Source organism: Streptomyces exfoliatus (genome assembly GCF_000725545.1).
GTDB classification, from domain to species: Bacteria; Actinomycetota; Actinomycetes; order Streptomycetales; family Streptomycetaceae; genus Streptomyces; species Streptomyces exfoliatus.
Window position 1 is genome coordinate 99,437 of record NZ_JNZP01000005.1, and the last position, 24,981, is coordinate 124,417.

The following is a 24,981-nucleotide window of genomic DNA, read 5'->3' on the forward strand; positions in this document are numbered from 1 at the left end:
CAGTTGCGTTGGTAGGGTGAACCCATGGACGACAAGGCCGCCAAGCCCGCCCCCACCGGCACCACCGGACCTGCCGGCCCCACCGGCCCCACCGGCCCCCGCGCCGCCCGCAAGCGTCAGGCCGTCGTGCGGGCCGCCCGCGACCTCTTCCTCCGCGAGGGCTTCGGCGTCGGCATGGACGCCATCGCCGCCGAGGCGGGCGTCTCCAAGGTGACCGTCTACAACCACTTCGGCAGCAAGGAAGCCCTCTTCACCGCCGTCGTCGCCGGCGCCCTCGACGAGCCCCTGGCCGACGGCGGACCCGCCGGGGGACCCGACCTCGCGCGGCTCGTCACGGCCGAAGGACCCGACGAACTCAAGGCCGCGCTCACCGAGGCCGGCCGCGCCTGGGGCCGGGCCGTGCGGGCCGACGCCGAGGGCCGCGCCCTGCGCACCCTCGTCGCCACCGAACTCCACCGCTTCCCCGAGCTGGGCCGCGCCTGGCACGCGCACGGCCCCGCCGGCCACCACCCCGCCGTCGCCGACGCCCTGCGCACGCTCGCGGACCGGGGCACCCTCGACATCCCCGACCTGGAGGTCGCCGTCCTCCAGCTCTACTCGCTGCTCGTCTTCCCGCAGATGGTGTTCGAGCAGTACGGGACGGAGCTCGGCGAGGAGCTGGGCGAGCGGCTCGTGGTCGACGGGGCCGAGATGTTCCTCCGCCGCTACTCGCCCGCCCCCGCCCCCTGACGGAGCCGGGCCAGGGTCGCGTCCAGGTCGTCCACCACGCCCGCACTCCCCCGGTTGTACGGGAGCTTGCCGAGCATCAGGGCCATGCCGCAGGTGTTGGTGAGCGCCGAGAAGACGAGCCCACCCGCGACGCCCGCCGAGAGCAGCTGGAACGCGGGGTGGACGAGGAGCCCGAGGGCGAGCCCGAGGAGGACGAGCGAACCGGCGACCAGGCGGACCTGCCGGTCCATCGCCCACACCGGCTTCGCCGGGGCGCCCGCCGGGCGCTCGAGACCGTGACCGCGGGCGGCCCAGCCGCTCGTACCGCCGTCGAGGTCGTGGACGGTGACGCCGTGTGCCGCGAGCCGGGCGCAGGCGGTGGCCGAGCGGCCGCCGGACTGGCAGACGACGAGCAGCCCGCCGCGGGCCGCCGCCTCCCGGAGCGCGGGAACGGCCTGGTCGAACCGGTCGAGCGGGACGTTGAGGGCGCCGGGCACGTGGCCGGAGGCGTACTCGCCGGGTGTGCGCACGTCGACGACGGTCAGTTCGGCCAGGCGGACGCGGGCCTGGTCGGGGTCGAGCCGGACGGGTGCGTTCATGGCAGGTGTCATCCTTGGTCTTCGACGGGCCCCGTGCTGAAGAGTAAGTTACCCCCTGGGGTATCTGTGGAGGAGTAACTGTGGAACTCGATCTCGCGGGAGCGGAGCTCAAGGCGATACTGAACCGACTGCGCCGGGCCCAGGGGCAGATCGCCGGAGTGATCCGGATGATCGAGGAGGGACGCGACTGCGAGGAGGTCGTGACCCAGCTCGCCGCCGCCTCGCGCGCCCTCGACCGGGCGGGCTTCGCGATCATCGCGACCGGCCTCCAGCAGTGCCTGACCGGCATCGAGGAAGGCCAGGAGAACGGCGAGGGCCGGGACGCGATGCGCGCGCGCCTGGAGAAGCTGTTCCTGTCGCTGGCATAGCAGTGCCCCCGGGGACACCTCCCGGGGGCACTGATCAGGCGCTGATCACGTGTTGATCAGACGGGGTCCGCGAGGCCCTTGAGTCGCTTCGCGATCTTCGTGAGGCGGGCGCCCTGGTAGCGGGCGGCCTGGAGGACGTTCTCCGCCGGGGCGCCGTTGGCGGCTGGGTGCGCGGTGCCGTACGGGTTGCCGCCGGCCGCGTACACCGCCGGGTCCGTGAAGCCGGGCGAGACGATCACCGAACCCCAGTGGTGGAAGGTGTTGTAGAGCGCGAGCAGCGTCGACTCGTTGCCCCCGTGCAGGTTGTGCGCGCTGGTGAAGGCGGTCGCGGGCTTGTCCGCCATGACGCCCCGCTGCCACAGCCCGCCCGTGGTGTCGATGTACTGCTTCAGCTGCGCCGCCACGTTGCCGAAGCGGGTCGGGGAGCCGAGCGCGTACGCGTCCGCCCACTCCAGGTCTTCGAGCGTCGCGGTCCCGATCTCACCGGTGGCGTCCACATGGGCCCGCCAGGCCGGGTTCGCGTCGATGGCGGCGTCGGGGGCCAGTTCGGGCACCCGGCGCAGGCGCACCTCTGCGCCGGTCTTCTCGGCGCCCTCGGCGACGGCCTGGGCGAGCTGGTGGACGGCGCCGGTGGCCGAGTAGTAGATGACGGCGACCTTGACGGACATGGCGGACTCTCCTCAACCGGATTACTTTCCGTTTCCCGTGGACGGCTTCACGCTAAACGGATTGCTATCCGGTTCGCAAGGGGGGCGGGTATGCTCGCATCAGAGAGCGCCCGGAGCGGAGACGACCGGCGCGCGCGCTGGACGAGCGAGAGCGGCCCGAACGGGGAGACGGGACGCGCACCAAGGGCAGAGGAGCCGACAGATGAGCACGGAGAACCCGCAGGCCGGAGGCGCGGCGGCGCCGCTGCTCGGGCTGCTCCCCACCGTCGGCGCCCCCGCCCCCGAGCGCGCCGACGCGGCCCGCAACCGGCGGAAGATCCTCGACGCGGCCGCCCGGATCGTCGCCGAGGACGGCCCCGACGCCGTCACCATGAACCAGGTCGCCCACGCCAGCGGCATCGGCGTCGGCACCGTCTACCGCCGCTTCGGCGACGTCTCCCAGCTCCTGTGGGCGCTCCTCGACGACCGCGAGCGCCAGTTCCAGGAGGCGTACATGAGCGGGCCGCCGCCGCTGGGGCCCGGTGCCCCCGCCGCCGAGCGGATCGACGCCTTCCTCGACGCGCTCGTCGACCGGGTCGGCGAACAGCGCGAGATCCTGCTCGCCGCCCACTCCGCCGCGCCCCGCGCCCGCTATCACAGCGGCGCGTACCGGGTGATGCACACGCACGTGGCCCTGCTGATCGGCCGGCTCAGGCCCGGCTCGGACAGCACGCTCCTGGCCCACCTGCTGCTCGCGCCCTTCTCCCCCGACGTCGTGCACCACCTGACGGTCGAACAGGAACTGTCGGCGGACCGCCTGAAGGCGGGCGTACGGGAACTGCTCCGCCTGCGGGCCTGAGGCGACGGGCACGCCCCCAGCCCGTGCCGCCGGCCGGGCCCGGCCCCTGCGGTCACTCGCCCGTCCACCCGTTGGAACCCTCTGGACCGAGCCGCCCGGTGGAGCGCACGATCGCGCCATGACCAGTGATGCGAAGACCTTTCTGATCCTGCACGGCTACCAGAACCACCGGCCGGCCGGGCACTGGCAGCACTGGCTCGCCGGGCGGCTGCGGGAGCGGGGGCACGACGTGCGGTATCCGCAGCTGCCCGAGGCCGACGCGCCGGTGCTCGCGGAGTGGCTCGCGGCCCTTGAGGAGCACGGGGAGCGGCCGGCCGAGGGGGAGTTCGTGGTCCTGGCGCACAGTCTGTCCGTGCTGCTGTGGCTACGGGCCGGTGACCGTCGGCCCGACGCCGACCGGGTGCTGCTCGTCGCTCCGCCCTCGCCGCCCGTGACCGCGTCGATTCCCGGGATCGCCGAGTTCGCGGACGGGCTCGACCTGGCGCAGGAGGGGCTCGACGCACGGCTCGTGTACGGCGACGGCGACCCGTACTGCCCCGAGGGCGCCGACCTGCACTACGGGGTCCCGCTCGGCCTCGACCTGGACCACGTACCGGGCGGCGAGCACCTCAACCCCGACTCGGGGTACGGGGAGTGGGCCTCGGTCCTGGAGTGGTGCGAGGACCCGACCGTACGGATCAAGGGCCGGTAGGACCGGCCACCGGCCGGCCGGAAGCCACTCCGCCACCCGCGTCCCCGGCCGGTAGGCTCCGCCGGATGCACCCGGAGACCGCACCGTACGACCAGGGTTCGCTCGACGTGGGCGACGGCAACCGTGTCCACTGGGAGGTCTCCGGCAACCCGGCGGGCCGGGCCGCGCTCGTCGTCCACGGCGGGCCGGGTTCCGGGTCGTCCCCGCACAGCCGGCGGTTCTTCGCCCCGGAGGCGTACCGGCTCGTCCTCTTCGACCAGCGTGGCTGCGGCCGCTCCACCCCGCACGCGAGCGATCCCGCCACCGACATGGCGGTGAACACCACCGCGCACCTGGTCGCCGACATGGAGCGGCTGCGCGAGCACCTCGGGATCGACCGCTGGCTGCTGTTCGGCGGCTCCTGGGGGTCGACCCTGATCCTGGCGTACGCCGAGGCCCATCCCGAGCGCGTCTCCGCGATCGTGCTCGCCGGTGTGACCACCACCCGCCGCTCCGAGATCCAGTGGCTGTACGAGGGGGTCGGCCAGATCTTCCCCGAGGCCCACGAGCGCTTCCGGGCCGGGGCGGACCGGCCGACGGGCACCCCGGCCGCCGAACTCGTCGCCGCCTACGCCGCCCTCATGGAGCACCCCGACCCCGCCGTACGGCGCAGGGCCGCCGCCGACTGGTGCGCCTGGGAGGACGCCGTGCTCTCCCTGGAGGGCATGGGCACCCCGTACACCGACCGCGTCGACGACGCCCGGCTCGGCTTCGTCCGGATCTGCTCGCACTTCTTCGCGCACGGCGCCTGGCTGGAGGAGGGGGCGCTGCTCCGGGACGCCCACCGGCTCGCCGGCATCCCCGGCGTCCTCGTCCACGGACGCGCCGACCTCGCGGGCCCCCTCATTACCGCCTGGGAGCTGGCGCGGGTCTGGTCCGGGGCGGAGCTGCGGGTGGTCGAGGGCGCCGGTCACCTGGGCGGCGAGGAGACCAGGAGGCATCTGTTGACCGCCCTGGACGGCTTCGCGAAGGGGTGAGTCCACCGGGCGCGCGGTCTTCCCGGGCGGGATGATCTGAGGCATGAGCCCCGAGATCCATCTCGCCCAGCAGCCGGAGGCCGACGCCCTCCTCGGCCGGTCCCCGCTCGCCGCGCTCGTCGGCATGCTCCTCGACCAGCAGGTCCCGATGGAGTGGGCCTTCTCCGGGCCGTACACCATCGCCACCCGGCTCGGCGCGGACGATCTCGACGCGCACGAGATCGCCGCCCGGGACCCGGAGGAGTTCGCCGCCCTGCTCTCCGAGAAGCCGGCCGTGCACCGCTACCCGGGGTCGATGGCGCAGCGCGTGCAGCAGTTGTGCCGGTTCCTCGTCGAGGAGTACGGGGGCGATGCCGAGGCCGTCTGGGCGGACGCCGCCACGGGGAAGGAGCTGCTCACGCGGCTCCAGGCGCTGCCCGGCTTCGGGAAGCAGAAGGCGCAGATCTTCCTGGCCCTGCTCGGCAAGCGGTACGGGGTGCGGCCCACCGGCTGGCGGGAGGCGGCGGGACCGTACGGCGAGCAGGGCTCGTACCGCTCGGCGGCCGACATCACCGGGCCGGAGTCGCTGGCGAAGGTGCGTGCGCACAAGCAGGAGATGAAGGCCGCCGCGAAGGCGGAGAAGGCAGAGAAGGCGGAGAAGGCCGCGAAAGCCGCGAAGGACACCTAATCCTCCGGGAATTGATAATTCCACATTCCAATCCTGTTCCTTGCGAGAGGAATTGTGGAGAAGGTGTTCACAGAACGCCCGGCGGATCGCTAACTTCCCCTCAACCTCGTCCGTAACGGGAAGGACTTCTGTGAACGCTACCCAGCGCCGAGCCGCGGCCATTCTGGCCGCCGCCGCCCTCGCCACCCCGCTGGTCCTCTCCTCCCCGGCCACCGCCGGGCAGGACCCCGCGGCCGCACCCGCCCGCGATGCCGCCAGGCTGGCGAAGAAGCTGGTCCGCGAAACGTCCGCTCAGGACGCCTACAAGCACCTGCAGAAGTTCCAGGCGATATCCGACTCGGCCGGCGGCAACCGCGCCGCCGGAACGCTCGGCCACGACGCCTCGGCCGCGTACGTGTACACGCAGCTCAAGAAGGCCGGCTACGACGTCTCGTACGAGAAGTTCGACTTCATCTACACGGAGACGCTCACCGAGAAGGCCTCCGTCGTCGGCACCACGCCCCAGCCGCTCGACATCAGGGCGATGACGTACACCACCTCCACCCCCGTCGGCGGCATCACCGCCGCCCTCGCCGCCGTGCCCGTCGACGCCGACGGCACCACCGGCTGCGAGCCGGGCGACTACGCCTCCGGCACCTTCACCGGCAAGATCGCGCTGATCAAGCGCGGCGGCTGCTCCTTCGCGATCAAGCAGCAGCAGGCCGCCGCGGCGGGCGCCGCCGCCGCCGTCATCTACAACAACGTCACCGGCGTCCTCTCCGGCACGCTCAGCGAGCCTGGCGCCGGCAAGATCCCGACCGGCGGCATCAGTCAGGCCGAGGGCGACCGGCTCGCCGCCGACCTCGCGAACGGCCCGGTCTCGCTCGACCTGGAGATCCGCCAGCTCCAGGAGAAGCGCGTCACCAACAACGTCATCGCGGAGACGAAGGGCGGCAACGCCGCCAACACCGTCATGCTCGGCTCGCACCTCGACTCCGTCACCGCGGGCCCCGGCATCAACGACAACGGCTCAGGATCCGCCGGTCTCCTCCAGGCCGCCCTGGAGCTCGCCCAGTCGAAGGACAAGGTCCGCAACAAGGTCCGCTTCGCCTGGTGGTCGGCGGAGGAGGTCGGCCTCCTCGGCTCCAAGCACTACGTGAACAACCTGACGGCGCTCGACAAGAAGGAGATCAAGCTCTACCTCAACTTCGACATGATCGCCTCGCCGAACTACGGCCTGTTCGTGTACGACGGCGACAACTCCGACGGCGTCGGCGCGGACCCGGGCCCGGAGGGCTCGGCCCAACTGGAGCGCGACATCACCGACTTCATGGACCGGCGCGGAGTCCCGCACGAGGGCACCGACTTCACCGGCCGCTCCGACTACGGCCCGTTCATCGCGGTCGGCATCCCCTCCGGCGGCACCTTCACCGGCGCCGAGGGCGTCAAGACCGCCGCCCAGGCGGCCAGGTACGGCGGCGAGGCGGGTGTCGCGTACGACGTGAACTACCACGCCGCGGGCGACGACCTCAGCAACGTCAACATGACGGCCTTCGACGTGAACATCGACGTCATCGCCAACGCCGTGGGCACCTACGCCCACGACATCTCCTCGCTGCGCAAGCCGGTCGTCTCCGTCCCGACCGAGGGCGACGCGGGCAGCGGCGGCGGCCTGCACGACGACCACCACGAGGTCACCGAGTAGTCACCGCCGCCGGCGGGCCGTCCCGAAGAGCGAGCGGCTGATCTCCCGGCCCAGCTGGGTGCCGATCGACCGGGCCAGGGACGTGAAGATCCCGCTGCCCACCACCTGTTCGGCCAGCGAGGGCTCCTCCTTCTCCCGGGGAGCCCTCGCCCCCTTCCGCGCCTCGGCGGCCTCCTGTGCCGCGTCCTTGTCGGCCTCCTTGTCGGCCTCCTTGTCGGCCTCCTGCGCCGCCGCCTCCAGCGCCGCCGTCTCCGCCGCCCGCTGCTCGGCCGTCAGCCTCTCGTACGCCGACTCCCGGTCCACCGCCTCCGCGTACCGCCCGTGGAGCGGGGAAGCCTTCACCGCCGCGTCCAGGGCCGCCGCGTCGATCGGCGCCATCAGCGACTCGGGCGCCCGCAGCCGGGTCGCCGCCACCGGGGTCGGGGCTCCCCTGTCGCTCAGTACGGTGACCACGGCCTCGCCCGTACCGAGTCCCGTGAGCACCTCCTCCAGGTCGTACGGCGACTTCGGGAACGTCCGTACGGTCGCCCTGAGGGCCTTGGCGTCGTCCGGGGTGAAGGCGCGCAGCGCGTGCTGCACCCGGTTGCCGAGCTGGGCGAGCACGTCGGAGGGAACGTCCTTCGGGGTCTGCGTCACGAAGAACACGCCGATCCCCTTCGAGCGGATCAGCCGCACCGTCTGGGTGATCGACTCCAGGAACGCCTTCGACGCCCCGTCGAAGAGCAGATGCGCCTCGTCGAAGAAGAAGACCAGCTTCGGCTTCTCCAGGTCGCCGACCTCCGGAAGGTCGTGGAAGAGGTCCGCGAGCATCCACATGAGGAAGGTCGAGAAGAGCCGCGGCCTGTCCCGCACGGCCGGCAGCTCGAGCACCGAGACGATGCCGCGCCCGTCCGCCGCCGTCCGCAGGAACTCCGACGTGTCGAACTCGGGCTCCCCGAAGAACCCGCCGGCGCCCTGCTGCTCGAAGGCCGTGAGCGCCCGCAGGATCACCCCGGCCGTCACCGTCGAGAGCCCGCCGATCCCCTTCAGCTCGGCCTTCCCGGTGTCCGAGACCAGGAAGGCCACCACCGCCCGCAGGTCCTTGAGGTCCACGAGCTCCAGGCCCTTGGAGTCCGCGTAGTGGAAGATCAGGCCGAGCGACTGCTCCTGCGTCCGGTTGAGCTGGAGCACCTTGGAGAGGAGCACGGGGCCGAAACCGGTCACCGTGGCGCGCACCGGGATGCCGGGGCCGGTGCCGCCGAGGCCGTAGAACTCGCAGGGGAAGCCCTTCGCCTCCCAGGTCTGACCGACCTGCGCGGCCCGCTCCCGAATCTTCTCGCCGTCCTCGCCGGGGGCCGAGACGCCGGAGACGTCGCCCTTGATGTCGGCGAGGAAGACCGGCACCCCGTGCGCCGACAGCTGCTCGGCGATCAGCTGGAGCGTCTTCGTCTTGCCGGTGCCCGTCGCGCCGGCCACCAGGCCGTGGCGGTTGAGGACGGACAGCGGGATGCGGACCGGCGCGTCCGGGTGACACACGCCGTCCCAGAGCAGGGCCCCCAGTTCGAGTGCTTCGTCGGCGAAGGCGTATCCGGTGGCGATCTCGGCGGCGGGGGCGGGGAGAGCGGGCCCGGCCGGGGCAGCCGGGGCCGGGGCGGCTTGGGCGCCCGGAGCGTCCTGCGGCTGCTCACTCACACTCATGACGGCACCCCGATTTCCCTTATGTCACGGTTCGCACCAGCATCCCACCGTCCTCGCGTGGCTGCGCCGGGAGCCGCTCGCCCGGTAGGCTTTCCGTGTGATCTTCAAGCGCATCGGAAACGGAAAGCCGTATCCCGACCACGGCCGGGAAAGCACCCGGCAGTGGGCGGACGTCGCCCCGCGCCCGGTCCGCCTCGATCAGCTGGTCACCACCAAGGGCCAGCTGGACCTGGAGACGCTCCTCGCCGAGGACTCCACGTTCTACGGCGACCTCTTCGCGCACGTCGTGAAGTGGCAGGGCGATCTCTACCTCGAGGACGGACTGCACCGCGCCGTCCGCGCGGCGCTCCAGCAGCGCCAGGTGCTGCACGCCCGCGTCCTGGAAATGGACTGAGCCGGCCCGGTCGGCCCCGCTCCCACTGACCCTTTCGGGGTCAGTTCGCCCCCATCCGGACGCGATCACATGATCATCAAGTAGGCATCGCCGACGGGCGGCATTACGCTGCGTTCATGAGCATGCTCACTCCCCCCGGAATGGGCGGAAAGTACCGCATCACGGGGGACGTCTACCCGCGCATGCGCCGCCCCCATCGCCGGCGCAGGATCGTCCTCGCGGCAGCTGCCGCCGTGATCGTGCTCGGCGCGGCCGGCTGGGGCACGCTCCAGCTCGTCGACGTCTTCTCCGGCGAAGAGGGGAAGAAGACCACCGCCGGGAAGCAGGCCGACTGCAAACCCGTCGCCAGGGCGACCACCGCGCCCGCCGTGATCCTCCCCAAGCCCGGCCAGATCACGGTCAACGTCTACAACGCGACCCCGCGCAGCGGTCTCGCCAAGACGACCGCGGACGAGCTCAAGAAGCGCGGCTTCAAGATCGGCAAGGTCGGCAACGCGCCCACGGCGTACGACAAGAAGGTTCCGGGCGCCGGCCTGCTCCTCGGCGCCACGACCGCAGCCAAGGGCGCCTTCCCGGTCCTCGGCACCCAGCTCAAGGGCGCCACGACCAAGACGGACACGCGGGGCACGGCGGACGTGGACCTGATCATCGGGACCGCCTTCAAGAACCTGGCCCCGAAAGCGACGGCGGACGCGGCCCTGGTCGCCCTGACCAAGCCCGCGCCCGTACCGACCGGAAAGTGCTGAGGATCCCCGGGATCCAGTAGTGACCACTCCGCCGAGCCGACGTGACGTCCACTCGGCGGAGCCGGCGTGACTTCTACTCCGCCGAGCCGTACATGCGGTCGCCCGCGTCGCCCAGGCCCGGGACGATGTAGCCGTTCTCGTTGAGGCGCTCGTCGACCGAGGCCGTCACGACGGTGACCGGCGTGCCCGCGAGTTCCCGCTCCATGACCTCGACGCCCTCCGGGGCGGCGAGGAGGACGACCGCGGTCACGTCGTCGGCGCCGCGCTTGATGAGCTCCTCGATCGCCGCGACCAGCGTGCCGCCCGTCGCCAGCATCGGGTCGAGGACGTACACCTGGCGGCCCGAGAGGTCCTCCGGCATCCGCGTGGCGTAGGTCGACGCCTCCAGCGTCTCCTCGTTGCGGATCATGCCGAGGAAGCCGACCTCGGCGGTCGGGAGCAGCCGGACCATGCCGTCGAGCATGCCGAGCCCGGCACGCAGGATCGGGACCACCAGCGGACGCGGGTGCGACAGCTTGACGCCGCTCGTGGGCGTGACGGGGGTCTCGATGTCGACCTGCTCGGTGCGGACGTCCCTGGTGGCCTCGTAGGCGAGCAGGGTGACCAGCTCGTCGGCGAGCCGACGGAAGGTCGCGGAGTCCGTGCGCTTGTCGCGCAGCGTGGTGAGCTTGTGGGCGACCAGCGGGTGATCGACGACGTGGAGACGCATGACTCAACAGTAGCCCGCCGCGCACTGGCGTCGACCCACGCCGCTGGGGGAAGGTGGGTGGCACGGGGACCCAGCGATGGGGTGGAGTGTCCGATGCCCGACCTTGCGAAGAAGCGTGGCGAGCCCCCAGAGGAGCCTCGCCCGGAGACCGACGCGGAGCGCCGCAGGCGCCGCGCCCAGTTCCTGCGCGAGCTGAACGAGGCCAAGGCGCTGCGCGAGCGCGTCCAGCCGCGGCGCGCGCGGGCGGCCCGGATGCGCCAGGCGATGCGGATGCGCACCTTCCGCTGGTGAGGCCCGCCGGAGCCGCCACGCCCGTCCAGCCCTTCGGGTCCGCCCGCCCGCCACGCCCGTCCCGCCCCCCTCTCCCGCCTCTCCGCTGGTGAGCGGCTCCGGTCGGGCCCGCTGTGCGCCCCCTGCGCGCGCCGGGGTCGTACGCCCACCCGATCGCGGGGTCGTTCAGACTGATGCACGACGCAAGAGCAGAAGACCTCTCCTGCGGGCGCCGTTTCTGTCACGATGCCGATTGGGCGGGCATCAGGAGCGCGCCGCCGGAACGTCACACCTCTGATCAGTGGGAGAGAGTCAGGTGTACTTCGCCGCACTGCTCGCGCGCACCGAAGACGGGTGGGAAGCGAGCGACACGGAGCTCGACGACGTGGAGACCCTGTCGGATCTGACCGAGCTTGCCCGCGAGGCCTCGGACGACGACACGGTGATCGTCTTCATCGAGCAGGAGGACGCGTGGTTCGGGATCGTACGGATCGAGGGTGAGGAAGACCCTCGTATCTACGTCTCGGACGGCGCCGCCGCCGCCCGTTCCTCGTACGGGGAGATCCTCACCCGGGAGATCCTCGGCGACGACCTGGACGACATCGTCGACGAGCTCGAGTCGCTGGACCTGGACGGTACGGAGGACGGGGAGCCGCTCGACGGCGTCCCGGACGAGGACGAGGACACGAGCGTGGCCGCCGAGGCCGTGCCGGCCGCTCCGGTCGGCGACCGGCTGATCCTGGCGGACCTGGGCATGCCCCCGGCCGACCTCCTCGCGCTGGAGAGCGACGCGCTCGCGGAGATCGCGGACGCGCTGGGCGCGGCCGAGGTCCTGGAGGCCGTCCGCTAGTGACACACGCGGTACCCGGCCCCGACCCGAGGAGCGGGCCGACGAGCGAGCCGCTCGGCGGCCCGGTGGCGGCCGATCCCGTCCGGGACCCCTGGCGGGACGCCATGCGGCTCGCTCTCGCCGAGGCCGACGCGGCCGTGTCGGCCGGTGACGTACCGGTCGGCGCGGTGGTGCTCGCCCCCGACGGCTCGGTGCTCGCCCGCGCGCACAACGAGCGGGAGGCGGTCGGCGACCCCACGGCGCACGCCGAGATCCTCGCCCTCCGCCGGGCGGCCGCCGCGACCGGGGAGTGGCGCCTGACGGGGTGCACGCTCGTCGTGACCCTGGAGCCGTGCGTCATGTGCGCGGGCGCGCTCGTCCAGTCTCGGGTCGAGCGGGTGGTGTTCGGCGCCGTGGACGAGAAGGCGGGCGCGGCGGGTTCGCTCTGGGACCTCGTACGGGACCGCCGGCTGAACCACCGCCCCGAGGTGATCCACGGCGTGCTCGGCGAGGAGTGCGCGGAGCAGCTGACGGCCTTCTTCCGCACCCGCTGAACCCCCTCCTGACCTCCTCGGGGATACGGATTTCATCGCGGCGGCACTTTCGGCTAAGCTCTCTCTCGGTAGCGTGTCCGAGCGGCCGAAGGAGCTCGCCTCGAAAGCGAGTGTGGCGCAAGTCACCGAGGGTTCAAATCCCTCCGCTACCGCTTCGATCGAAGGGCCCGGTGCATCAGCACCGGGCCCTTCGGCGTATCCCCGTACCCCTGGCAGCGCAGGGCCGGTACGGAGAAGGCCCCGGTACGCGCGCGTGGCGCGGCCGGGGCCTTCTCCGTAGGACGGGGGGAGCGGCATCGGGGGGACAAGCCGCTCCCCCCGATGAGAACCGGTCCTACCAGTCCTGCGCCGCAGTCAGGGGGAAGCTCGCGGCGCGGACCCCGCAGTGCGGGCCGGTTCCAGGGAGCCCTGCCGATTCCTGCCAGATCCGCCGGGCTCGACATCCATCCTGCTCGCCCTTCACCCTTCCGGGGGGCGGCAAAAGGCCTCGATCTCCGGGTCCTTGGTCCATAAGGCCTCGGTTAGAGTGGCGCGGGCGTACGGCGGGGGAACAGGGGAGGGCTGGGCAATGGCGCAAGCGAAGAAGGTCGCGTTGTACGCGGTCGTGGTCTTTGTGCTGTACACGATCATCAACTCCCCCGAGCGGGCGGCCGACCTCGTGGGCGTAGGGTTCGAGGGCATAGCCAGCGCCGCCCAGGGTGTCGGCGAGTTCATGACCGAACTCATCAATTAGGAGCCCTCCGTGATCCGCCATCTGGTCCTCTTCAAGCTCGACGAGGGCGTCGCCCGTGACGAGCCGCGCGTCGTGGCCGGCGTCGAGGCGTTCCGCGCGCTCGGTGGGCAGATTCCGGAGCTGCGGTTCTGGGAGTGCGACTGGAACATCACGGACCGGCCGATCGCGTACGACTTCGCCATCAACTCGGCCGTCGAGGACACGGACGCGCTCCAGCGCTACCTGGACCACCCCGCGCACCAGGCCGGTGTGGCCCAGTGGCGCGAGTTCGCGACCTGGGTGATCGCGGACTACGCCTTCTAGTCCTCGTTCGCCCTGAGGCCCCCTGCCGTCGAGGCGGGGGGCTTTTTCGGTGTGTGACCTGGTGTGTGACCTCCCCTTTTTCCGCCATCATGCCCTCAACACGTCACTATGCGGTGCTTGCACACAGTGGACATGTCTTGTGATGCTATGACCGCTTTTGATGGATGAGTTGACCGTAGTTGACTCAGTCGACCAGCAAGACCAGCCAAAGGGGTGGCGTGAACGTGCCGGCCAGTACAGCGCCTCAAGTCCCGCCCCAGCACGAGGCAGGCGGCGTGGAGACCCCGCGCCCCCGCCCCCAGAGCACCCGCGGCGCCGACACCCGCGCCCTCACCCAGGTGCTCTTCGGGCAGCTCAAGAACCTGGAGCCGGGCACTCCGGAGCACCACCGGGTGCGCGGGGCCCTCATCGAGGCCAACCTGCCGCTCGTGCGGTACGCGGCGGCCCGCTTCCGCTCGCGCAACGAGCCGATGGAGGACGTCGTCCAGGTCGGCACCATCGGCCTGATCAACGCCATCGACCGCTTCGACCCCGACCGGGGCGTGCAGTTCCCGACCTTCGCCATGCCGACGGTCGTCGGCGAGATCAAGCGGTACTTCCGCGACAACGTGCGCACCGTGCACGTGCCGCGCCGACTCCATGAGCTCTGGGTCCAGGTCAACGGCGCCACCGAGGACCTGACGACCGCTCACGGCCGCTCGCCCACCACCGCCGAGATCGCCGAGCGGCTGCGGATCGGCGAGGACGAGGTGCTCGCCTGCATCGAGGCGGGACGCTCGTACCACGCCACCTCCCTCGAGGCCGCACAGGAGGGCGACGGGCTGCCGGGACTGCTCGACAGGCTCGGCTACGAGGACCCCGCCCTCGCCGGTGTCGAGCACCGCGACCTCGTCCGGCACCTGCTCGTCCAACTGCCCGAGCGGGAGCAGCGGATCCTGATGCTGCGCTACTACAGCAATCTGACGCAGTCCCAGATCAGCCAGGAACTGGGCGTCTCCCAGATGCATGTGTCAAGGCTCCTCGCCCGCAGCTTCGCGCGTTTGAGATCCGCAAACAGGATCGAGGCGTAACCGAAACGGGTAGACCGGTTCGGAGCAGTTCTCCGGCACCCCAAATGCCGTACACCCCTTGTTTCCTGCGGAAATGCCCCCTCTTCTTGTCGACAAGTCACTACAGCGTGTTGCCGACATGTGACATTCTGCAGGAACCGAGTTTGCCGCAGCCCCGCCGCCGGTATTCAGGTGGAGGCTGCGTTCCTCAGATGGTCGCGGCCACCGCGACCGTCCGCGACCTCAAGGGGGTGGCATGTCCACAGAACTGGGCAGCTCGAAGGTGCTCACGCTCACGCCCGTTCCCGTGCCCACGCAGACGACGGCGCCGACCGCGACCGACAGCACGGAGACGCCCGACACCGCGCCTCCGCCGATGGTCGTCACCTCGGGCGCCCTCGACACGCGCACCCTCTCCCGCTCCCTCTTCCTGCGGCTGCGCGCCCTCGACACCGAAGGCGCCGCCGCGGACAGCCCGGAGCGGACCTACGTCCGCGACACCCTCATCGAGCTCAACCTCCCCCTCGTGCGGTACGCGGCGGCCCGCTTCCGCTCGCGCAACGAGCCGATGGAGGACATCGTCCAGGTCGGCACCATCGGCCTGATCAAGGCGATCGACCGCTTCGACTGCGAACGGGGCGTCGAGTTCCCGACGTTCGCGATGCCGACGGTCGTCGGCGAGATCAAGCGCTTCTTCCGGGACACCTCCTGGTCGGTGCGGGTGCCGCGCCGCCTCCAGGAGCTGCGGCTCGCGCTGACCAAGGCGAGCGACGAGCTGGCCCAGAAGCTGGACCGCTCCCCCACCGTGCCCGAACTCGCGGCCGTGCTCGGGGTGTCCGAGGAGGACGTCGTCGACGGCCTCGCCGTGGGCAACGCGTACACCGCCTCGTCGCTCGACTCCCCCTCGCCCGAGGACGACGGCGGCGAGGGCTCGCTCGCCGACCGCCTCGGCTACGAGGACACGGCGCTCGAAGGCGTCGAGTACCGGGAGTCGCTCAAGCCGCTGCTCGCCAAACTCCCGCCCCGGGAGCGGCAGATCATCATGCTGCGCTTCTTCGCCAACATGACCCAGTCGCAGATCGGCGAGGAGGTCGGCATCTCCCAGATGCACGTCTCGCGGCTGCTCACCCGCACCCTCGCCCAGCTGCGCGAGGGCCTCATCGCCGACTGACTTCCCTGAAAGCCCGGCTTTACTGACGGTTCGTCAGCCACACTGGTGGCCATGAGGCCAACGAAGCCGGGACCGGGACTCGTCGTGGTGGCGCTCTGCCTCGGTGGAGCGCTGACCGCCTGTGGCGGCGGAGGAGACGGCGAGGGGTACGCGGCGGTCGGCGCCGGCCCCTCCCCGAAGGGTGCGGCCACCCCCTCGGGCGCGGTCACCCTGATCCCCCTGGACGGCCCCACGGCCGGCGAGACGACGTCCAGCACGTCGTCGCCTTCACCCGTGCCACCGGCCTCCTCCTCCACCGGTACCCCTGCGCCTCCCCCTACGGACACGGTGACGGCCCCGGGGGTGGGACCGACGTCGCCCCCGGACCGGCCCGGCGCCGGCAGCGACGGTACGGCTCCCGTGACCGGCGGCAGCACCCCGTCCCGTACCCCTTCCACGACTCCCGGGCCCAGGCCCGGCACCGGCGGACCGGCACCGTCGCCGACCTCTACTCCCCCTCCCGCCCCGGCGCCTACTCCCGCGCCCGCCCTGCTCACCGTCTCCGCGCCCGTGCTCGCGGACGGCGACCGGCGGTGGTGCGAGCGGGTGACGGTCACCTTCCGGAACAGCGGCGGCACGGCGGCACGGTCGGGCACGGTCACCTTCGCCACGCACGTCATCGGCGCGCTCGGCGTCGACTGGGCGACCCTCACCTCCAGCCGGCCGCTGCCCGCGCCGATCGCCGCCGGGGCGGCCAGGACGGAGACGTACACCGTGTGCGTGGACTCCTGGCGGGTGCCGCTGGGAATGCGGATCGACACCCGTCAGGTCACCGCCACCTGGCAGTGACGCGAAAGCGATGGGCCGGGTCCGCGCGACGCGAAAGCGATGGGCCGGGTCCGCGTGACGCGAAAGCGACGGGCCGGGTCCGCGTGACGCGAAAGCGATGGGCCGGGTCCGCGTGACGCGGAGCCGGCCCACCTTGCTTGTGCGGGGTACGAGTGTCAGCCGAGGGCCAGCCAGGCGACGGCCGCCAGGACGACGACCACCGCGACCACGCCGACGATCAGGCCGACCCGGGGGCCGCCCGAGGCCGCGACGGCCTGCGGCTGCCGCTGCTGCGGAGCACCCTCGTCGACGAAGGCGCGGAACATCTGCGTGTTGCCGGCGGGGTCGTAACCCTCGGGGCTCTGCCCCTGGGGGCCCTGGCCCTGGCCGTACGGTGCTTGGGGGTTGTGTGCCATGGGCCAGGACCCTAGCGAAGTCGGGGCAGGGCCCCCAACCCTTCAGCCGCCCCGCGCTCCTTTGCCGATTCTTTAGCGCCGTTTGACCGATTTAGTTTGCCTGGAGCAACCATCCATCTCTATGGTTGCCCTAAGCAACAAGATGGTCCGGAGGGTGGCCGATGAAGACACGGAGCCGGTACGAGGAACTCGCCCGCTCGGTGAGCGCGATCGGCGCCGTGAAACGCGGGCTGGCCCGCGCCCTGCCCGTGGAATGCCAGGGCGGCTCGGCGGCCGTGCTCGCCCTGGTCAAGCACCACGGCGACATGCGGATGAGCCGGCTCGCCGAACTCATGGCGGTCGACATGTCCGTGTGCAGCCGCCATGTGGCCCACACCGTGGAACACGGCTGGATCGAGCGCCTGCCCGACCCGGACGACCGGCGCTCGCGCATCCTCCGGCTCACGGAGCCGGGCCACGCGATGCTCGGCGAACTCGACCGCCGGGTCACCGAGGCCTTCTCCCGCCACCTCGCGGAGTGGTCCGACGACGACGTCGAACTCCTCGCCCACCTGCTCGCCCGCCTCCGCGACTCCTTCGGGGACTGCCGGGCCCACCACGCTTGAGAACAAAGGAAGTCCATGGCTACGACCACGCCCGACACCGGGGTGCGGGACGGTCTCACCGGCACCGGCGGCGGCGAGACCGCCCCGATGACGCACAAGCAGATCATGGAGGCGCTGTCCGGGCTGCTGCTCGGCATGTTCGTCGCCATCCTGTCCTCGACGATCGTCTCCAACGCCCTCCCCCAGATCATCACCGACCTGGGCGGCGGCCAGTCCGCGTACACCTGGGTGGTCACCGCCGCACTGCTCTCGATGACCGCGACCACCCCGCTCTGGGGCAAGCTCGCGGACCTCTTCTCCAAGAAGCTGCTCGTCCAGATAGCCCTGGTCATCTACGTCGCCGGCTCGATCGTGGCCGGTCTTTCGCAGAGCACCGGCATGCTCATCGTCTGCCGTGTCGTGCAGGGCATCGGCGTCGGCGGTCTGACCGCCCTCTCCCAGATCATCCTGGCCGCGATGATCGCCCCGCGTGAGCGCGGCCGGTACAGCGGCTACCTGGGCGCGACCTTCGCCGTCGCCACCGTCGGCGGCCCGCTGCTCGGCGGCGTCATCACCGACACCGACTGGCTCGGCTGGCGCTGGTGCTTCTACGTCGGCGTCCCGTTCGCGATCTTCGCGCTCGTCGTCCTGCAGAAGACCCTCAAGCTCCCCGTCGTGAAGCGCCAGGTGAAGGTCGACTGGGCCGGTGCCCTCTTCATCAGCGCCGCCGTCTCCCTGCTCCTCATCTGGGTCACCTTCGCCGGTGACAAGTACGACTGGATGTCCTGGCAGACGGCCGTGATGGTGCTCGGCGCGGTCGCCCTCGGCGGGATCTTCGTCCTCGTCGAGTCGAAGGCGAGCGAGCCGATCATCCCGCTCCGCCTCTTCCGCAACCGCACCATCACCCTCGCCTCGCTCGCCTCGCTCTTCGTGGGTGTGGCGATGTTCGCCGGCACGGTCTTCTTCAGCCAGTACTTCCAGCTGGCGCGGAACGAGTCGCCGACGATGTCCGGCGTCCTCACCATCCCGATGATCGCGGGCCTCTTCGTCTCGTCCACCGTCTCCGGCCTGGTCATCACCAAGACCGGCAGGTGGAAGGCGTGGCTGGTCAGCGGTGGCGCCCTCGCCGCCGGCGGACTCGGCCTGCTCGGCACGATCCGCTACGACACGGCGTACTGGCACATCGCGCTGTTCATGGCGGTCCTCGGCCTCGGCCTCGGCATGATGATGCAGAACCTCGTGCTCTGCACCCAGAACCAGGTGGCCCCCGCCGACCTCGGTGCCGCCTCCTCCGTCGTCACCTTCTTCCGCTCCCTCGGCGGTGCGATCGGTGTCTCGGCGCTCGGCGCGGTCATGGCCCACCGGGTCACCAGCTACGTCAAGGAAGGCCTGGCCGAACTCGGTCCGAAGGCCGCGGGCGCCATGGGCCAGGGCGGCTCGGGCGGCTCCATCCCCGACATGGACAAGCTCCCGGCCCCGATCCGTACGGTCATGGAGGACGCGTACGGACACGGTGTCGCCGATGTCTTCCTCTACTCGGCGCCGTTCGCGCTGCTCGCCTTCGTGGTGACGCTGTTCATCAAGGAGGTCGCGCTGAAGAGCAGCTCGGCGAAGGGCTCCGAGGAGGGTTAGAAAAGCTCCCGGCCGCGCTTCGAGCGGAGGCGCGGCCGGGTCGGGTACGGAGCGGCGGGCAGGGGACGGCCCGCCGCTCCGTCATGTTCCGGTTTCACGTGAAACCATGGCCTCGATGCCGGCGACCAGGACATCCAGGGCGTAGGCGAAGTCGCGGTCCCAGATGGCGCTGACGCTGCCCTGCGACGCCCGCACGTCGAGGATCTCCGCCATGGGTTCGATGGCCTCCGCGAAGCCCGGATTGTCACGGAAGGCCTTGACGGACTCCACGTAGAAGTCGTCCTGCGACATCCCGGCCTCCGCCGCACGCCGCCCGAACTGGGACTCGATCGTCCCGTAGCCGTAGACGAACTGGAAGACGGCCGAGGTCGCACTGGGCTGACGGTCGATCGGCAGGCCGGTGCCCCCGATCGCCTCCTGGATCTTGCCGCCGACGGCGATCGCGTGCGGGCCGATGTTCAGGTACTGCCCGGCGCTCGGCGACATCCACGGGTGGCGGACCAGCATCCGGCGGTACTCCAGGGCGAGCACCCGGATCATGTCCCGCCAGCCGTCGGCGGCGTCGATCGCCGCGAGGTCGAACTCGCCGTACACGCTGTCCATGGCGAACTCGATGATGTCGTCCTTGGTGTCCACGTACCAGTACAGGGACATCGCGGTGACCTTCAGCTCCGCCGCGAGCTTGCGCATCGACAGACCGGCCAGGCCCTCCTCGTCGAGCATCCGGATCGCCGCGGCGACGATCCGGTCCCGGTCCAGCCCGGCCGGGCCGCCTCCGCCACGGGCGGCCCGGTTCTCCAGCCAGACGCTGGAACGCGCCGGGTTCTTGGCCCGATCGGCTGCCTTGACCATCGCGTCCTCCGTCTGTCAGTCGTCCGTGACCATGCTAGGCAGCGACCGGCTGCTCGGCCGCCAGGGTCTTCTCCGTCCGCTCGGCCCGCTTGAGCAGGGCCGCGGCGAGCAGTCCGCCGGCGAAGACGGCGACGGCGCCCACCAGCTGGCTGGTCTGGAGGCCGGAGGCGAACGCGTCGGAGATGGCGGCCCGTTCGGCGTCGCTCCCGGCAGCGGCGAGGGCCGCGGGCAGTGAGGTCGCGGTCACGGCGACGAGCGCGGCGAAGCGGGCGTTGAGGACGGCGCCGAGGACGGCGACGCCGAGGCCGTTGCCGAACTCGGCGAGGGTTCCGTTGATGCCGGCGCCCACGCCCGCCTTCTCCGGCGGGATCGCGCTCATGATCGCGTTGGCCATGGCCGGGTTGGAGACGGCGAGGCCGATGCCCATCAGGACCAGGCCGAGGAGCATGCCCCAGTAGGTGCCGTCCGTGCCGCCGCCGATCACGGCGATCGAGCCGAGCCCGGCCGCGACCAGCGTCATGCCGACGGCCACGGTCGGCGGGGTGCCGAGCTTCATCACGATCCGCGGCCCGACGCCGCTGAGGTTGAGCACGACGACGGTCAGCGCGAGCGGGGCCATCCGCAGACCGGCTTCGAGCGGCGCGTAACCGAGGACGAACTGCAGGTGCTGGGTGAGGAGGAAGAGCGAGCCGCCCATGCCGAACATGACCAGGATCGCGCCGGCGACGGCGCCGACGAACTTCTGGTTCCGGAAGAAGTGCATGTCGAGCATCGGGTACGGCACACGCAGCTCCCACACCGCGAAGGCGGCGAGGACCACGAGCCCGATCGCGGCCGGGACGAGCACCTCGGCGGAGGTCCAGCCGTGCTCGGGACCCGTGATGATCGCGTACACGGCGGCGGTCATGCCGATCGTGGAGAGCAGCGCGCCGATCAGATCGGGGCGGTCGCCCTGGGGGTTCTTCGACTCCGGTACGAGCTTGAGGACGGCGACCAGACCGATCAGCGCCACCGGGATGTTGATCAGGAAGATCATTCCCCACCAGAAGTGCTCGATGATGACACCGCCGATGAGCGGCCCGGCGGCGAAGCCGAGCGAACTGACGGTGGCCCAGAGCGCGATGGCCTTGACCCGCTCGGAGTCGTCGAAGATCTGCATGACGACGGCGAGGGTGGTGGTCATGAGGAGCGCCCCGCCGACGCCCATGCCCGCGCGGGCGGCGATCAGCTGGCCGGTGGTCTCGGCCAGTCCCGCGGCGAGCGAGCCGAGGCCGAAGAGCGCGAGACCGGCGGCGAGCAGCTTCTTGCGCCCGTAGCGGTCGGCGGCGTTGCCCGCGGTGAGGAGCAGGCCGGACTGGACCAGCGAGTAGGCGTTGATCATCCACTGGATGTCGCTGGTGGAGGCGTGGAGCTCGGTCGTCAGCGCGGGGATGGCGACGCTGAGCACGGTGTTGTCGAGCAGCACGGTGAGCTGGGCGAGGCAGATGACGCCGAGGATCAGCCAGCGCTGCGGGTGGCCGCCGGTGGCGGTCATAGGCACTCCTTGTACGGTGTACGGGACTGGGTCTCGTACACCGTACAAGGGTCTCTCGTACGGTGTATAGGAATTATTCGGCAGAGGTCAGGTCGTAGAAGGTGGAGCTGCCGACGGTCACCTGCTCGAAGGTGGCCTGGACCCAGGCGGTGATCTCGGCGCTGGTGCCGTTTCCGCCCATGGGGCCGGTCATGGCGCCTTCGCCGCTGCCGCCGCCCGATGAGATGAAGTAGTGGATCTTCCCCTCGGCGACGTACCGCTTGAACTGGTCGAGCGTCGGGGACGGGTCGGTGCCGTTGAAGCCGCCGATCGCCATGACGGGCTTCTCGGTGGCCAGCTGGTAGCCGGCCGCGTTCTGGGAACCCACCGCGGCGGCGACCCAGGTGTAGTCGTCGGCGTCCTTGAGCAGGGCCGCCTTCGCCTCCGTACCGACGCTTGCCCCGTTGAGGAGACCGCCCATCGCGCCGCCCATGCCGCCCCGCTCACCGCCGGTGGTGCCGGGCGGCTGGGCCTGGCCCGGGGGCATGAAGCCCTGGCCTGGAGGCATCTGGCCCTGGCCCTGGCCGCCGGGGGGCTGCATCTGCGTCCGGCCCGGGGCCTGGCCACCGGGGGCCCGGGCCGCGCCCGGCGGGCCGTACAGCATCCGCATGCCGGCGTCCCGGCCCCCGCCGGGTCCGCCGCGCATGCCGCCGAAGCCCGCGCCCGCCGGGCCGGCCGTCACGATCGAGCCCTGGTGGGCCGAGTCCACCGTCGCCAGGGTGTACGCGAACGGCCCCGCGAGTCCCGCCGCCAGGCCGAGGCCCGCAAGGCCGAGGCCGAGCCGTCGGTCCACCCGCCCCGCGAACAGCAGCCCGAGCGCGGCCACCGCGCCCGCGACCAGGACCGCCCAGCGCAGCCACGGCAGCCACTCCGGCGTACGTCCGAGCAGGGTGCAGGCCCACCAGGCCGTCACGGCCGTCGTCACCGCGAGCGTCGCCGAGGCGAGCCACCGGGTGCGTTCCTCCCACAGCACGGCCGCGCCCATGCCGACGAGCGCCGCGAGATACGGGGCCAGGGCCACCGTGTAGTACTCGTGGAAGATGCCGGCCATGAAGCTGAACACGGCGAGCGTGATCAGCAGCGAGCCGCCCCACACCAGGAACGCGGAGCGCGCCGTGTCCGTCCGGGGCGCCCGCCAGGTGACGACGAGCCCCGCGACGAGCAGGATCAGCGCGGCCGGGAGCAGCCAGGAGATCTGGCCGCCGACGGAGTCGTTGAACATCCGGCCGATCCCTGTCTCACCCCACCGGCCACCACCACCACCGCCTCCCCCGCCGCCGACGCTGCCGGTCTCGTTGCCGTTGATCCGGCCGAGGCCGTTGTAGCCGAAGGTCAGCTCCAGGAAGCTGTTGTTCTGCGAGCCTCCGACGTACGGGCGGGAGGACGCCGTCCACAGCTCGACCACGGCCACCCACCAGCCCGCCGACGCGACCATCGCGAGCCCGCCCAGGGCGAGCCGGCCGAGCCGCCGCCCGAACCCGCCGGGCGCGCACACCGCGTACACGAGCGCGAGCGACGGCAGGATCAGGAAGGCCTGCAGGGTCTTCGCGAGGAACGCGAAGCCGAGGGCGACCCCGGCCCACACCAGCCACCTGGCCGCGCCCTTGTCGTGTTCCATCGCGCGCAGCACGCAGTGGACGGCGACCGTCATGAGCAGGGCGAGCAGCGCGTCCGGGTTGTTGAAGCGGAACATCAGCGCGGCGACGGGCGTCAGCGCGAGGACCGCCCCCGCGATCAGACCGGCGCCCGCGCCGAACCGGCGCCGTACGGCCGCGTAGAGCACGGCGACCGTGCCGACACCCATCAGCACCTCGGGCACGAGGATCTGCCAGGTCCCGAGGCCGAAGAGGCGGACGGACAGGGCCATCGGCCAGAGCGCGGCCGGCGGCTTGTCGACGGTGATGGCGTTGGCGGAGTCGAGGGAGCCGAAGAAGAAGGCCTTCCAGCTCTCGCCGCCCGCCTGCACGGCGGCCGAGTAGAAGGAGTTGGCATAGCCGGACGCGCTCAGGTTCCAGAGGTAGAGCGCGGTGGTCACGGCGAGCAGGCCGAGGAAGGCGGGCCGCACCCAGGGGGCGTCCTCGGCGCGCCCGCGCCGCAGCCGGGCGAGCCGGCCGGCGCGGGGCGCGGCATGGACGGCGGTGGACAGGGAGGTCATCGTTCGTTCCTTGAGGGGACGCGGTCCGGGAAGACCCAGAGCCGGAAGAGGAGGAAGCGGAGGACGGTCGCGGCGAGGTTGGCGACGATCAGGACGGCGAGCTCCGTGGAGTGCGCCGGATCGCCGGACGCCGCGCCGAGGGCGGCGAGCGAACCGCTGGTCAGGGCCAGGCCGATGGCGAAGACGACGAGCCCCTGCGCCTGGTGGCGGACGGCCCGGTCCCGGCCGCGCACCCCGAAGGTGAGGCGCCGGTTGGCCGCCGTGTTCGCGACGGCCGAGACGAGGAGGGCTGCGGCGTTGGCGGCCTGCGGGCCGACACCGAGCCGGAAGAGCGAGTAGAGCGCCAGGTAGAAGAGCGTCGACAGGGCTCCGACCACGCAGAAGCCGACCAGCTGACGGGCGAGCCCGCCGGGCACACCGGTGAGTTCGCGGTCCCTGGGGTCGTCCCCGAAGGGCCTGGCGAGCCGGTCGAGGGGCAGCGAGCCGGTCGCGAGCGCCCGCCCGACCCGCCACACGCCCTTCAGGTCCTCGGTCGCCGTCCTCACGATGTGCACGGTCGAGTCGGGGTCGTCGACCCAGTCGACCGGCACCTCGTGGATGCGCAGACCGGCCCGCTCGGCGAGGACCAGCATCTCGGTGTCGAAGAACCAGCCGGTGTCCTCCACCATCGGGAGCAGCCGCTCGGCGACGTCCCGCCGTATCGCCTTGAACCCGCACTGCGCGTCGGAGAACCGGGCGGCGAGCGAGCCACGCAGGATCAGGTTGTAGGCGCGCGAGATGAACTCGCGCTTCGGGCCGCGCACCACCCGCGAGGAGCGGGCGAGCCGCGAACCGATCGCCAGGTCGGAGTGACCGGAGATGAGCGGCGCCACCAGCGGCAGCAGGGCGTTCAGGTCGGTGGACAGGTCCACGTCCATGTAGGCGAGGACGGGCGCGTCCGAGCCCGACCACACGGTCCGCAGCGCCCGGCCGCGCCCCTTCTCCTCCAGTCGTACGGAGCACACCTCGGGCACCTCGGCGGCGAGGCCGGCGGCGACGGCGGGGGTGGTGTCGGTGGAGGCGTTGTCGGCGACGGTGATGCGGAAGCCGTAGGGGAAGGTCCGCAGGAGGTGCTCGTGGAGGCGGCGGACGCACGGCTCCAGGTCCTTCTCCTCGTTGTAGACGGGAATCACCACGTCCAGGACGGGCCGTCCGGCGATGTTCACCGGCAGGTGCTCCCGGGCGGGGAGGGCGTCGGACCTTCCGGAGGCCACGGACGGGGGACCCGCGATCGTTGGGGTTCGCATGC

General features: G+C 71.6%; 27 protein-coding genes, 1 tRNA gene and 1 pseudogene. 20 read left to right on the forward strand and 9 right to left on the reverse strand.

The features are described 5' to 3' along the window. The first annotated feature begins 24 nt into the window (after positions 1–24). Positions 25–729 (forward strand): TetR/AcrR family transcriptional regulator, encoded by a 705-nt coding sequence (locus IO20_RS0107840; protein WP_030549643.1) that lies wholly within the window; start codon positions 25–27, stop codon positions 727–729. Here IO20_RS0107840 and IO20_RS0107845 read toward each other — a convergent pair. Next, a complete protein-coding gene (locus IO20_RS0107845) occupies positions 705–1,307 on the reverse strand; it encodes a rhodanese-like domain-containing protein (protein WP_030549644.1) in 603 nt (200 codons plus the stop codon). The two genes, IO20_RS0107840 and IO20_RS0107845, sit on opposite strands and share 25 nt — an antisense overlap. Before the next feature lie 80 nt (positions 1,308–1,387). Here IO20_RS0107845 and IO20_RS0107850 point away from each other — a divergent pair, with 80 nt between their 5' ends. Further along, complete coding sequence (locus IO20_RS0107850) at positions 1,388–1,675, forward strand: metal-sensitive transcriptional regulator (protein ID WP_030549645.1); 288 nt, start codon at positions 1,388–1,390, stop codon at positions 1,673–1,675. A gap of 56 nt (positions 1,676–1,731) precedes the next feature. Here IO20_RS0107850 and wrbA read toward each other — a convergent pair whose 3' ends face one another. Next, positions 1,732–2,343: an NAD(P)H:quinone oxidoreductase gene (wrbA, locus tag IO20_RS0107855; protein WP_030549646.1), complete on the reverse strand. Its 612-nt coding sequence runs from the start codon at positions 2,341–2,343 to the stop codon at positions 1,732–1,734. A 202-nt stretch (positions 2,344–2,545) separates the two neighbouring features. Between wrbA and IO20_RS0107860 the strand changes: the two genes are divergently transcribed. From IO20_RS0107860 to IO20_RS0107880, 5 genes are all read left to right on the forward strand, one after another. Then, a complete protein-coding gene (locus IO20_RS0107860) occupies positions 2,546–3,181 on the forward strand; it encodes a TetR/AcrR family transcriptional regulator (RefSeq protein ID WP_030549647.1) in 636 nt (211 codons plus the stop codon). A gap of 118 nt (positions 3,182–3,299) precedes the next feature. Further along, on the forward strand, positions 3,300–3,872 hold the full coding sequence (locus IO20_RS0107865) for an RBBP9/YdeN family alpha/beta hydrolase (protein ID WP_030549648.1): 573 nt from the start codon (positions 3,300–3,302) through the stop codon (positions 3,870–3,872). Between the two features lie 65 nt (positions 3,873–3,937). Beyond that, the gene (gene pip, locus IO20_RS0107870; RefSeq protein ID WP_030549649.1) at positions 3,938–4,888 is read left to right on the forward strand and encodes a prolyl aminopeptidase; all 951 of its coding nucleotides are present in this window, start codon (positions 3,938–3,940) and stop codon (positions 4,886–4,888) included. A gap of 43 nt (positions 4,889–4,931) precedes the next feature. Beyond that, a complete protein-coding gene (locus tag IO20_RS0107875; RefSeq protein WP_030549650.1) occupies positions 4,932–5,555 on the forward strand; it encodes an HhH-GPD-type base excision DNA repair protein in 624 nt (207 codons plus the stop codon). A gap of 130 nt (positions 5,556–5,685) precedes the next feature. Continuing rightward, positions 5,686–7,239: a M28 family metallopeptidase gene (locus tag IO20_RS0107880; protein ID WP_030549651.1), complete on the forward strand. Its 1,554-nt coding sequence runs from the start codon at positions 5,686–5,688 to the stop codon at positions 7,237–7,239. On the opposite strand, the gene IO20_RS0107885 is transcribed toward IO20_RS0107880, so the two are convergent. Continuing rightward, entirely contained in the window at positions 7,240–8,916 is a 1,677-nt protein-coding gene (locus IO20_RS0107885; protein WP_030549652.1) for a helicase HerA-like domain-containing protein, read from the reverse strand. Positions 8,917–9,013: 97 nt separating this feature from the next. On the opposite strand from IO20_RS0107885, the gene IO20_RS0107890 reads away from it, so the two are divergent. After that, positions 9,014–9,310, forward strand: a complete 297-nt coding sequence (locus IO20_RS0107890; protein WP_015034993.1) for a type II toxin-antitoxin system VapB family antitoxin — start codon at positions 9,014–9,016, stop codon at positions 9,308–9,310. A 116-nt stretch (positions 9,311–9,426) separates the two neighbouring features. Next, on the forward strand, positions 9,427–10,056 hold the full coding sequence (locus tag IO20_RS0107895; protein WP_037634883.1) for a LytR C-terminal domain-containing protein: 630 nt from the start codon (positions 9,427–9,429) through the stop codon (positions 10,054–10,056). Between the two features lie 73 nt (positions 10,057–10,129). Here the strand turns inward: IO20_RS0107895 and upp are convergent, their stop codons facing one another. Next, on the reverse strand, positions 10,130–10,765 hold the full coding sequence (gene upp, locus IO20_RS0107900) for a uracil phosphoribosyltransferase (protein ID WP_030549654.1): 636 nt from the start codon (positions 10,763–10,765) through the stop codon (positions 10,130–10,132). A 93-nt stretch (positions 10,766–10,858) separates the two neighbouring features. On the opposite strand from upp, the gene IO20_RS0107905 reads away from it, so the two are divergent. The 9 genes from IO20_RS0107905 to IO20_RS38340 all read left to right on the forward strand — a co-directional run bounded on the left by IO20_RS0107905 (position 10,859) and on the right by IO20_RS38340 (position 16,502). Then, a complete protein-coding gene (locus IO20_RS0107905; protein ID WP_030549655.1) occupies positions 10,859–11,056 on the forward strand; it encodes a hypothetical protein in 198 nt (65 codons plus the stop codon). Positions 11,057–11,351: 295 nt separating this feature from the next. Further along, on the forward strand, positions 11,352–11,885 hold the full coding sequence (locus tag IO20_RS0107910; protein WP_030549656.1) for a tRNA adenosine deaminase-associated protein: 534 nt from the start codon (positions 11,352–11,354) through the stop codon (positions 11,883–11,885). Positions 11,886–11,989: 104 nt separating this feature from the next. Beyond that, the gene (tadA, locus tag IO20_RS0107915) at positions 11,990–12,418 is read left to right on the forward strand and encodes a tRNA adenosine(34) deaminase TadA (RefSeq protein WP_245684898.1); all 429 of its coding nucleotides are present in this window, start codon (positions 11,990–11,992) and stop codon (positions 12,416–12,418) included. Positions 12,419–12,485: 67 nt separating this feature from the next. Continuing rightward, positions 12,486–12,570, forward strand: a tRNA-Ser gene (locus IO20_RS0107920). Between the two features lie 416 nt (positions 12,571–12,986). Further along, positions 12,987–13,151 (forward strand): hypothetical protein, encoded by a 165-nt coding sequence (locus tag IO20_RS40680; protein ID WP_169749513.1) that lies wholly within the window; start codon positions 12,987–12,989, stop codon positions 13,149–13,151. A gap of 9 nt (positions 13,152–13,160) precedes the next feature. Then, a complete protein-coding gene (locus IO20_RS0107930) occupies positions 13,161–13,454 on the forward strand; it encodes a Dabb family protein (RefSeq protein WP_030549658.1) in 294 nt (97 codons plus the stop codon). 224 nt (positions 13,455–13,678) lie between these two features. Next, complete coding sequence (locus IO20_RS0107935; protein ID WP_030549659.1) at positions 13,679–14,524, forward strand: RNA polymerase sigma factor SigF; 846 nt, start codon at positions 13,679–13,681, stop codon at positions 14,522–14,524. A gap of 235 nt (positions 14,525–14,759) precedes the next feature. Then, complete coding sequence (locus IO20_RS0107940; protein ID WP_030204752.1) at positions 14,760–15,674, forward strand: RNA polymerase sigma factor SigF; 915 nt, start codon at positions 14,760–14,762, stop codon at positions 15,672–15,674. Between the two features lie 51 nt (positions 15,675–15,725). Continuing rightward, positions 15,726–16,502, forward strand: a complete 777-nt coding sequence (locus IO20_RS38340; RefSeq protein ID WP_245684902.1) for a hypothetical protein — start codon at positions 15,726–15,728, stop codon at positions 16,500–16,502. A gap of 155 nt (positions 16,503–16,657) precedes the next feature. Here IO20_RS38340 and IO20_RS0107950 read toward each other — a convergent pair whose 3' ends face one another. Next, entirely contained in the window at positions 16,658–16,897 is a 240-nt protein-coding gene (locus IO20_RS0107950; protein ID WP_030549661.1) for a hypothetical protein, read from the reverse strand. A 161-nt stretch (positions 16,898–17,058) separates the two neighbouring features. Here IO20_RS0107950 and IO20_RS0107955 point away from each other — a divergent pair, with 161 nt between their 5' ends. Beyond that, positions 17,059–17,502, forward strand: coding sequence for a MarR family winged helix-turn-helix transcriptional regulator (locus tag IO20_RS0107955; RefSeq protein WP_030549662.1), 444 nt, complete (start codon positions 17,059–17,061; stop codon positions 17,500–17,502). A gap of 87 nt (positions 17,503–17,589) precedes the next feature. Then, positions 17,590–19,092, forward strand: a pseudogene (locus tag IO20_RS0107960) (MDR family MFS transporter); the annotation flags it as partial. A 102-nt stretch (positions 19,093–19,194) separates the two neighbouring features. Here IO20_RS0107960 and IO20_RS0107965 read toward each other — a convergent pair. The 4 genes from IO20_RS0107965 to IO20_RS0107980 all read right to left on the reverse strand — a co-directional run bounded on the left by IO20_RS0107965 (position 19,195) and on the right by IO20_RS0107980 (position 24,979). Further along, complete coding sequence (locus IO20_RS0107965; protein WP_030549664.1) at positions 19,195–19,965, reverse strand: TetR/AcrR family transcriptional regulator; 771 nt, start codon at positions 19,963–19,965, stop codon at positions 19,195–19,197. A 34-nt stretch (positions 19,966–19,999) separates the two neighbouring features. Next, positions 20,000–21,499 (reverse strand): MFS transporter, encoded by a 1,500-nt coding sequence (locus IO20_RS0107970; protein ID WP_030549665.1) that lies wholly within the window; start codon positions 21,497–21,499, stop codon positions 20,000–20,002. Positions 21,500–21,572: 73 nt separating this feature from the next. After that, a complete protein-coding gene (locus tag IO20_RS0107975) occupies positions 21,573–23,693 on the reverse strand; it encodes an ArnT family glycosyltransferase (RefSeq protein WP_030549666.1) in 2,121 nt (706 codons plus the stop codon). Continuing rightward, on the reverse strand, positions 23,690–24,979 hold the full coding sequence (locus IO20_RS0107980; protein ID WP_051874437.1) for a bifunctional glycosyltransferase family 2/GtrA family protein: 1,290 nt from the start codon (positions 24,977–24,979) through the stop codon (positions 23,690–23,692). The genes IO20_RS0107975 and IO20_RS0107980 overlap by 4 nt, the downstream gene beginning before the upstream one ends. Positions 24,980–24,981: the final 2 nt, after the last annotated feature.

Bases quoted from the DNA above. Each gene is read 5' to 3' on its own strand.
- IO20_RS38340 (WP_245684902.1), top strand. From the start codon at position 15,726: ATGAGGCCAACGAAGCCGGGACCGGGACTCGTCGTGGTGGCGCTCTGC.
- IO20_RS0107840 (WP_030549643.1), top strand. From the start codon at position 25: ATGGACGACAAGGCCGCCAAGCCCGCCCCCACCGGCACCACCGGACCT.
- IO20_RS0107875 (WP_030549650.1), top strand. From the start codon at position 4,932: ATGAGCCCCGAGATCCATCTCGCCCAGCAGCCGGAGGCCGACGCCCTC.
- IO20_RS0107860 (WP_030549647.1), top strand. From the start codon at position 2,546: ATGAGCACGGAGAACCCGCAGGCCGGAGGCGCGGCGGCGCCGCTGCTC.
- pip (WP_030549649.1), top strand. From the start codon at position 3,938: ATGCACCCGGAGACCGCACCGTACGACCAGGGTTCGCTCGACGTGGGC.
- tadA (WP_245684898.1), top strand. From the start codon at position 11,990: ATGCGGCTCGCTCTCGCCGAGGCCGACGCGGCCGTGTCGGCCGGTGAC.
- IO20_RS40680 (WP_169749513.1), top strand. From the start codon at position 12,987: ATGGCGCAAGCGAAGAAGGTCGCGTTGTACGCGGTCGTGGTCTTTGTG.
- IO20_RS0107845 (WP_030549644.1), bottom strand. From the start codon at position 1,307: ATGAACGCACCCGTCCGGCTCGACCCCGACCAGGCCCGCGTCCGCCTG.
- IO20_RS0107980 (WP_051874437.1), bottom strand. From the start codon at position 24,979: ATGCGAACCCCAACGATCGCGGGTCCCCCGTCCGTGGCCTCCGGAAGG.
- IO20_RS0107975 (WP_030549666.1), bottom strand. From the start codon at position 23,693: ATGACCTCCCTGTCCACCGCCGTCCATGCCGCGCCCCGCGCCGGCCGG.
- IO20_RS0107970 (WP_030549665.1), bottom strand. From the start codon at position 21,499: ATGACCGCCACCGGCGGCCACCCGCAGCGCTGGCTGATCCTCGGCGTC.
- IO20_RS0107950 (WP_030549661.1), bottom strand. From the start codon at position 16,897: ATGGCACACAACCCCCAAGCACCGTACGGCCAGGGCCAGGGCCCCCAG.
- IO20_RS0107895 (WP_037634883.1), top strand. From the start codon at position 9,427: ATGAGCATGCTCACTCCCCCCGGAATGGGCGGAAAGTACCGCATCACG.
- IO20_RS0107965 (WP_030549664.1), bottom strand. From the start codon at position 19,965: ATGGTCAAGGCAGCCGATCGGGCCAAGAACCCGGCGCGTTCCAGCGTC.
- IO20_RS0107885 (WP_030549652.1), bottom strand. From the start codon at position 8,916: ATGAGTGTGAGTGAGCAGCCGCAGGACGCTCCGGGCGCCCAAGCCGCC.
- wrbA (WP_030549646.1), bottom strand. From the start codon at position 2,343: ATGTCCGTCAAGGTCGCCGTCATCTACTACTCGGCCACCGGCGCCGTC.
- IO20_RS0107905 (WP_030549655.1), top strand. From the start codon at position 10,859: ATGCCCGACCTTGCGAAGAAGCGTGGCGAGCCCCCAGAGGAGCCTCGC.
- IO20_RS0107940 (WP_030204752.1), top strand. From the start codon at position 14,760: ATGTCCACAGAACTGGGCAGCTCGAAGGTGCTCACGCTCACGCCCGTT.
- IO20_RS0107955 (WP_030549662.1), top strand. From the start codon at position 17,059: ATGAAGACACGGAGCCGGTACGAGGAACTCGCCCGCTCGGTGAGCGCG.
- upp (WP_030549654.1), bottom strand. From the start codon at position 10,765: ATGCGTCTCCACGTCGTCGATCACCCGCTGGTCGCCCACAAGCTCACC.
- IO20_RS0107865 (WP_030549648.1), top strand. From the start codon at position 3,300: ATGACCAGTGATGCGAAGACCTTTCTGATCCTGCACGGCTACCAGAAC.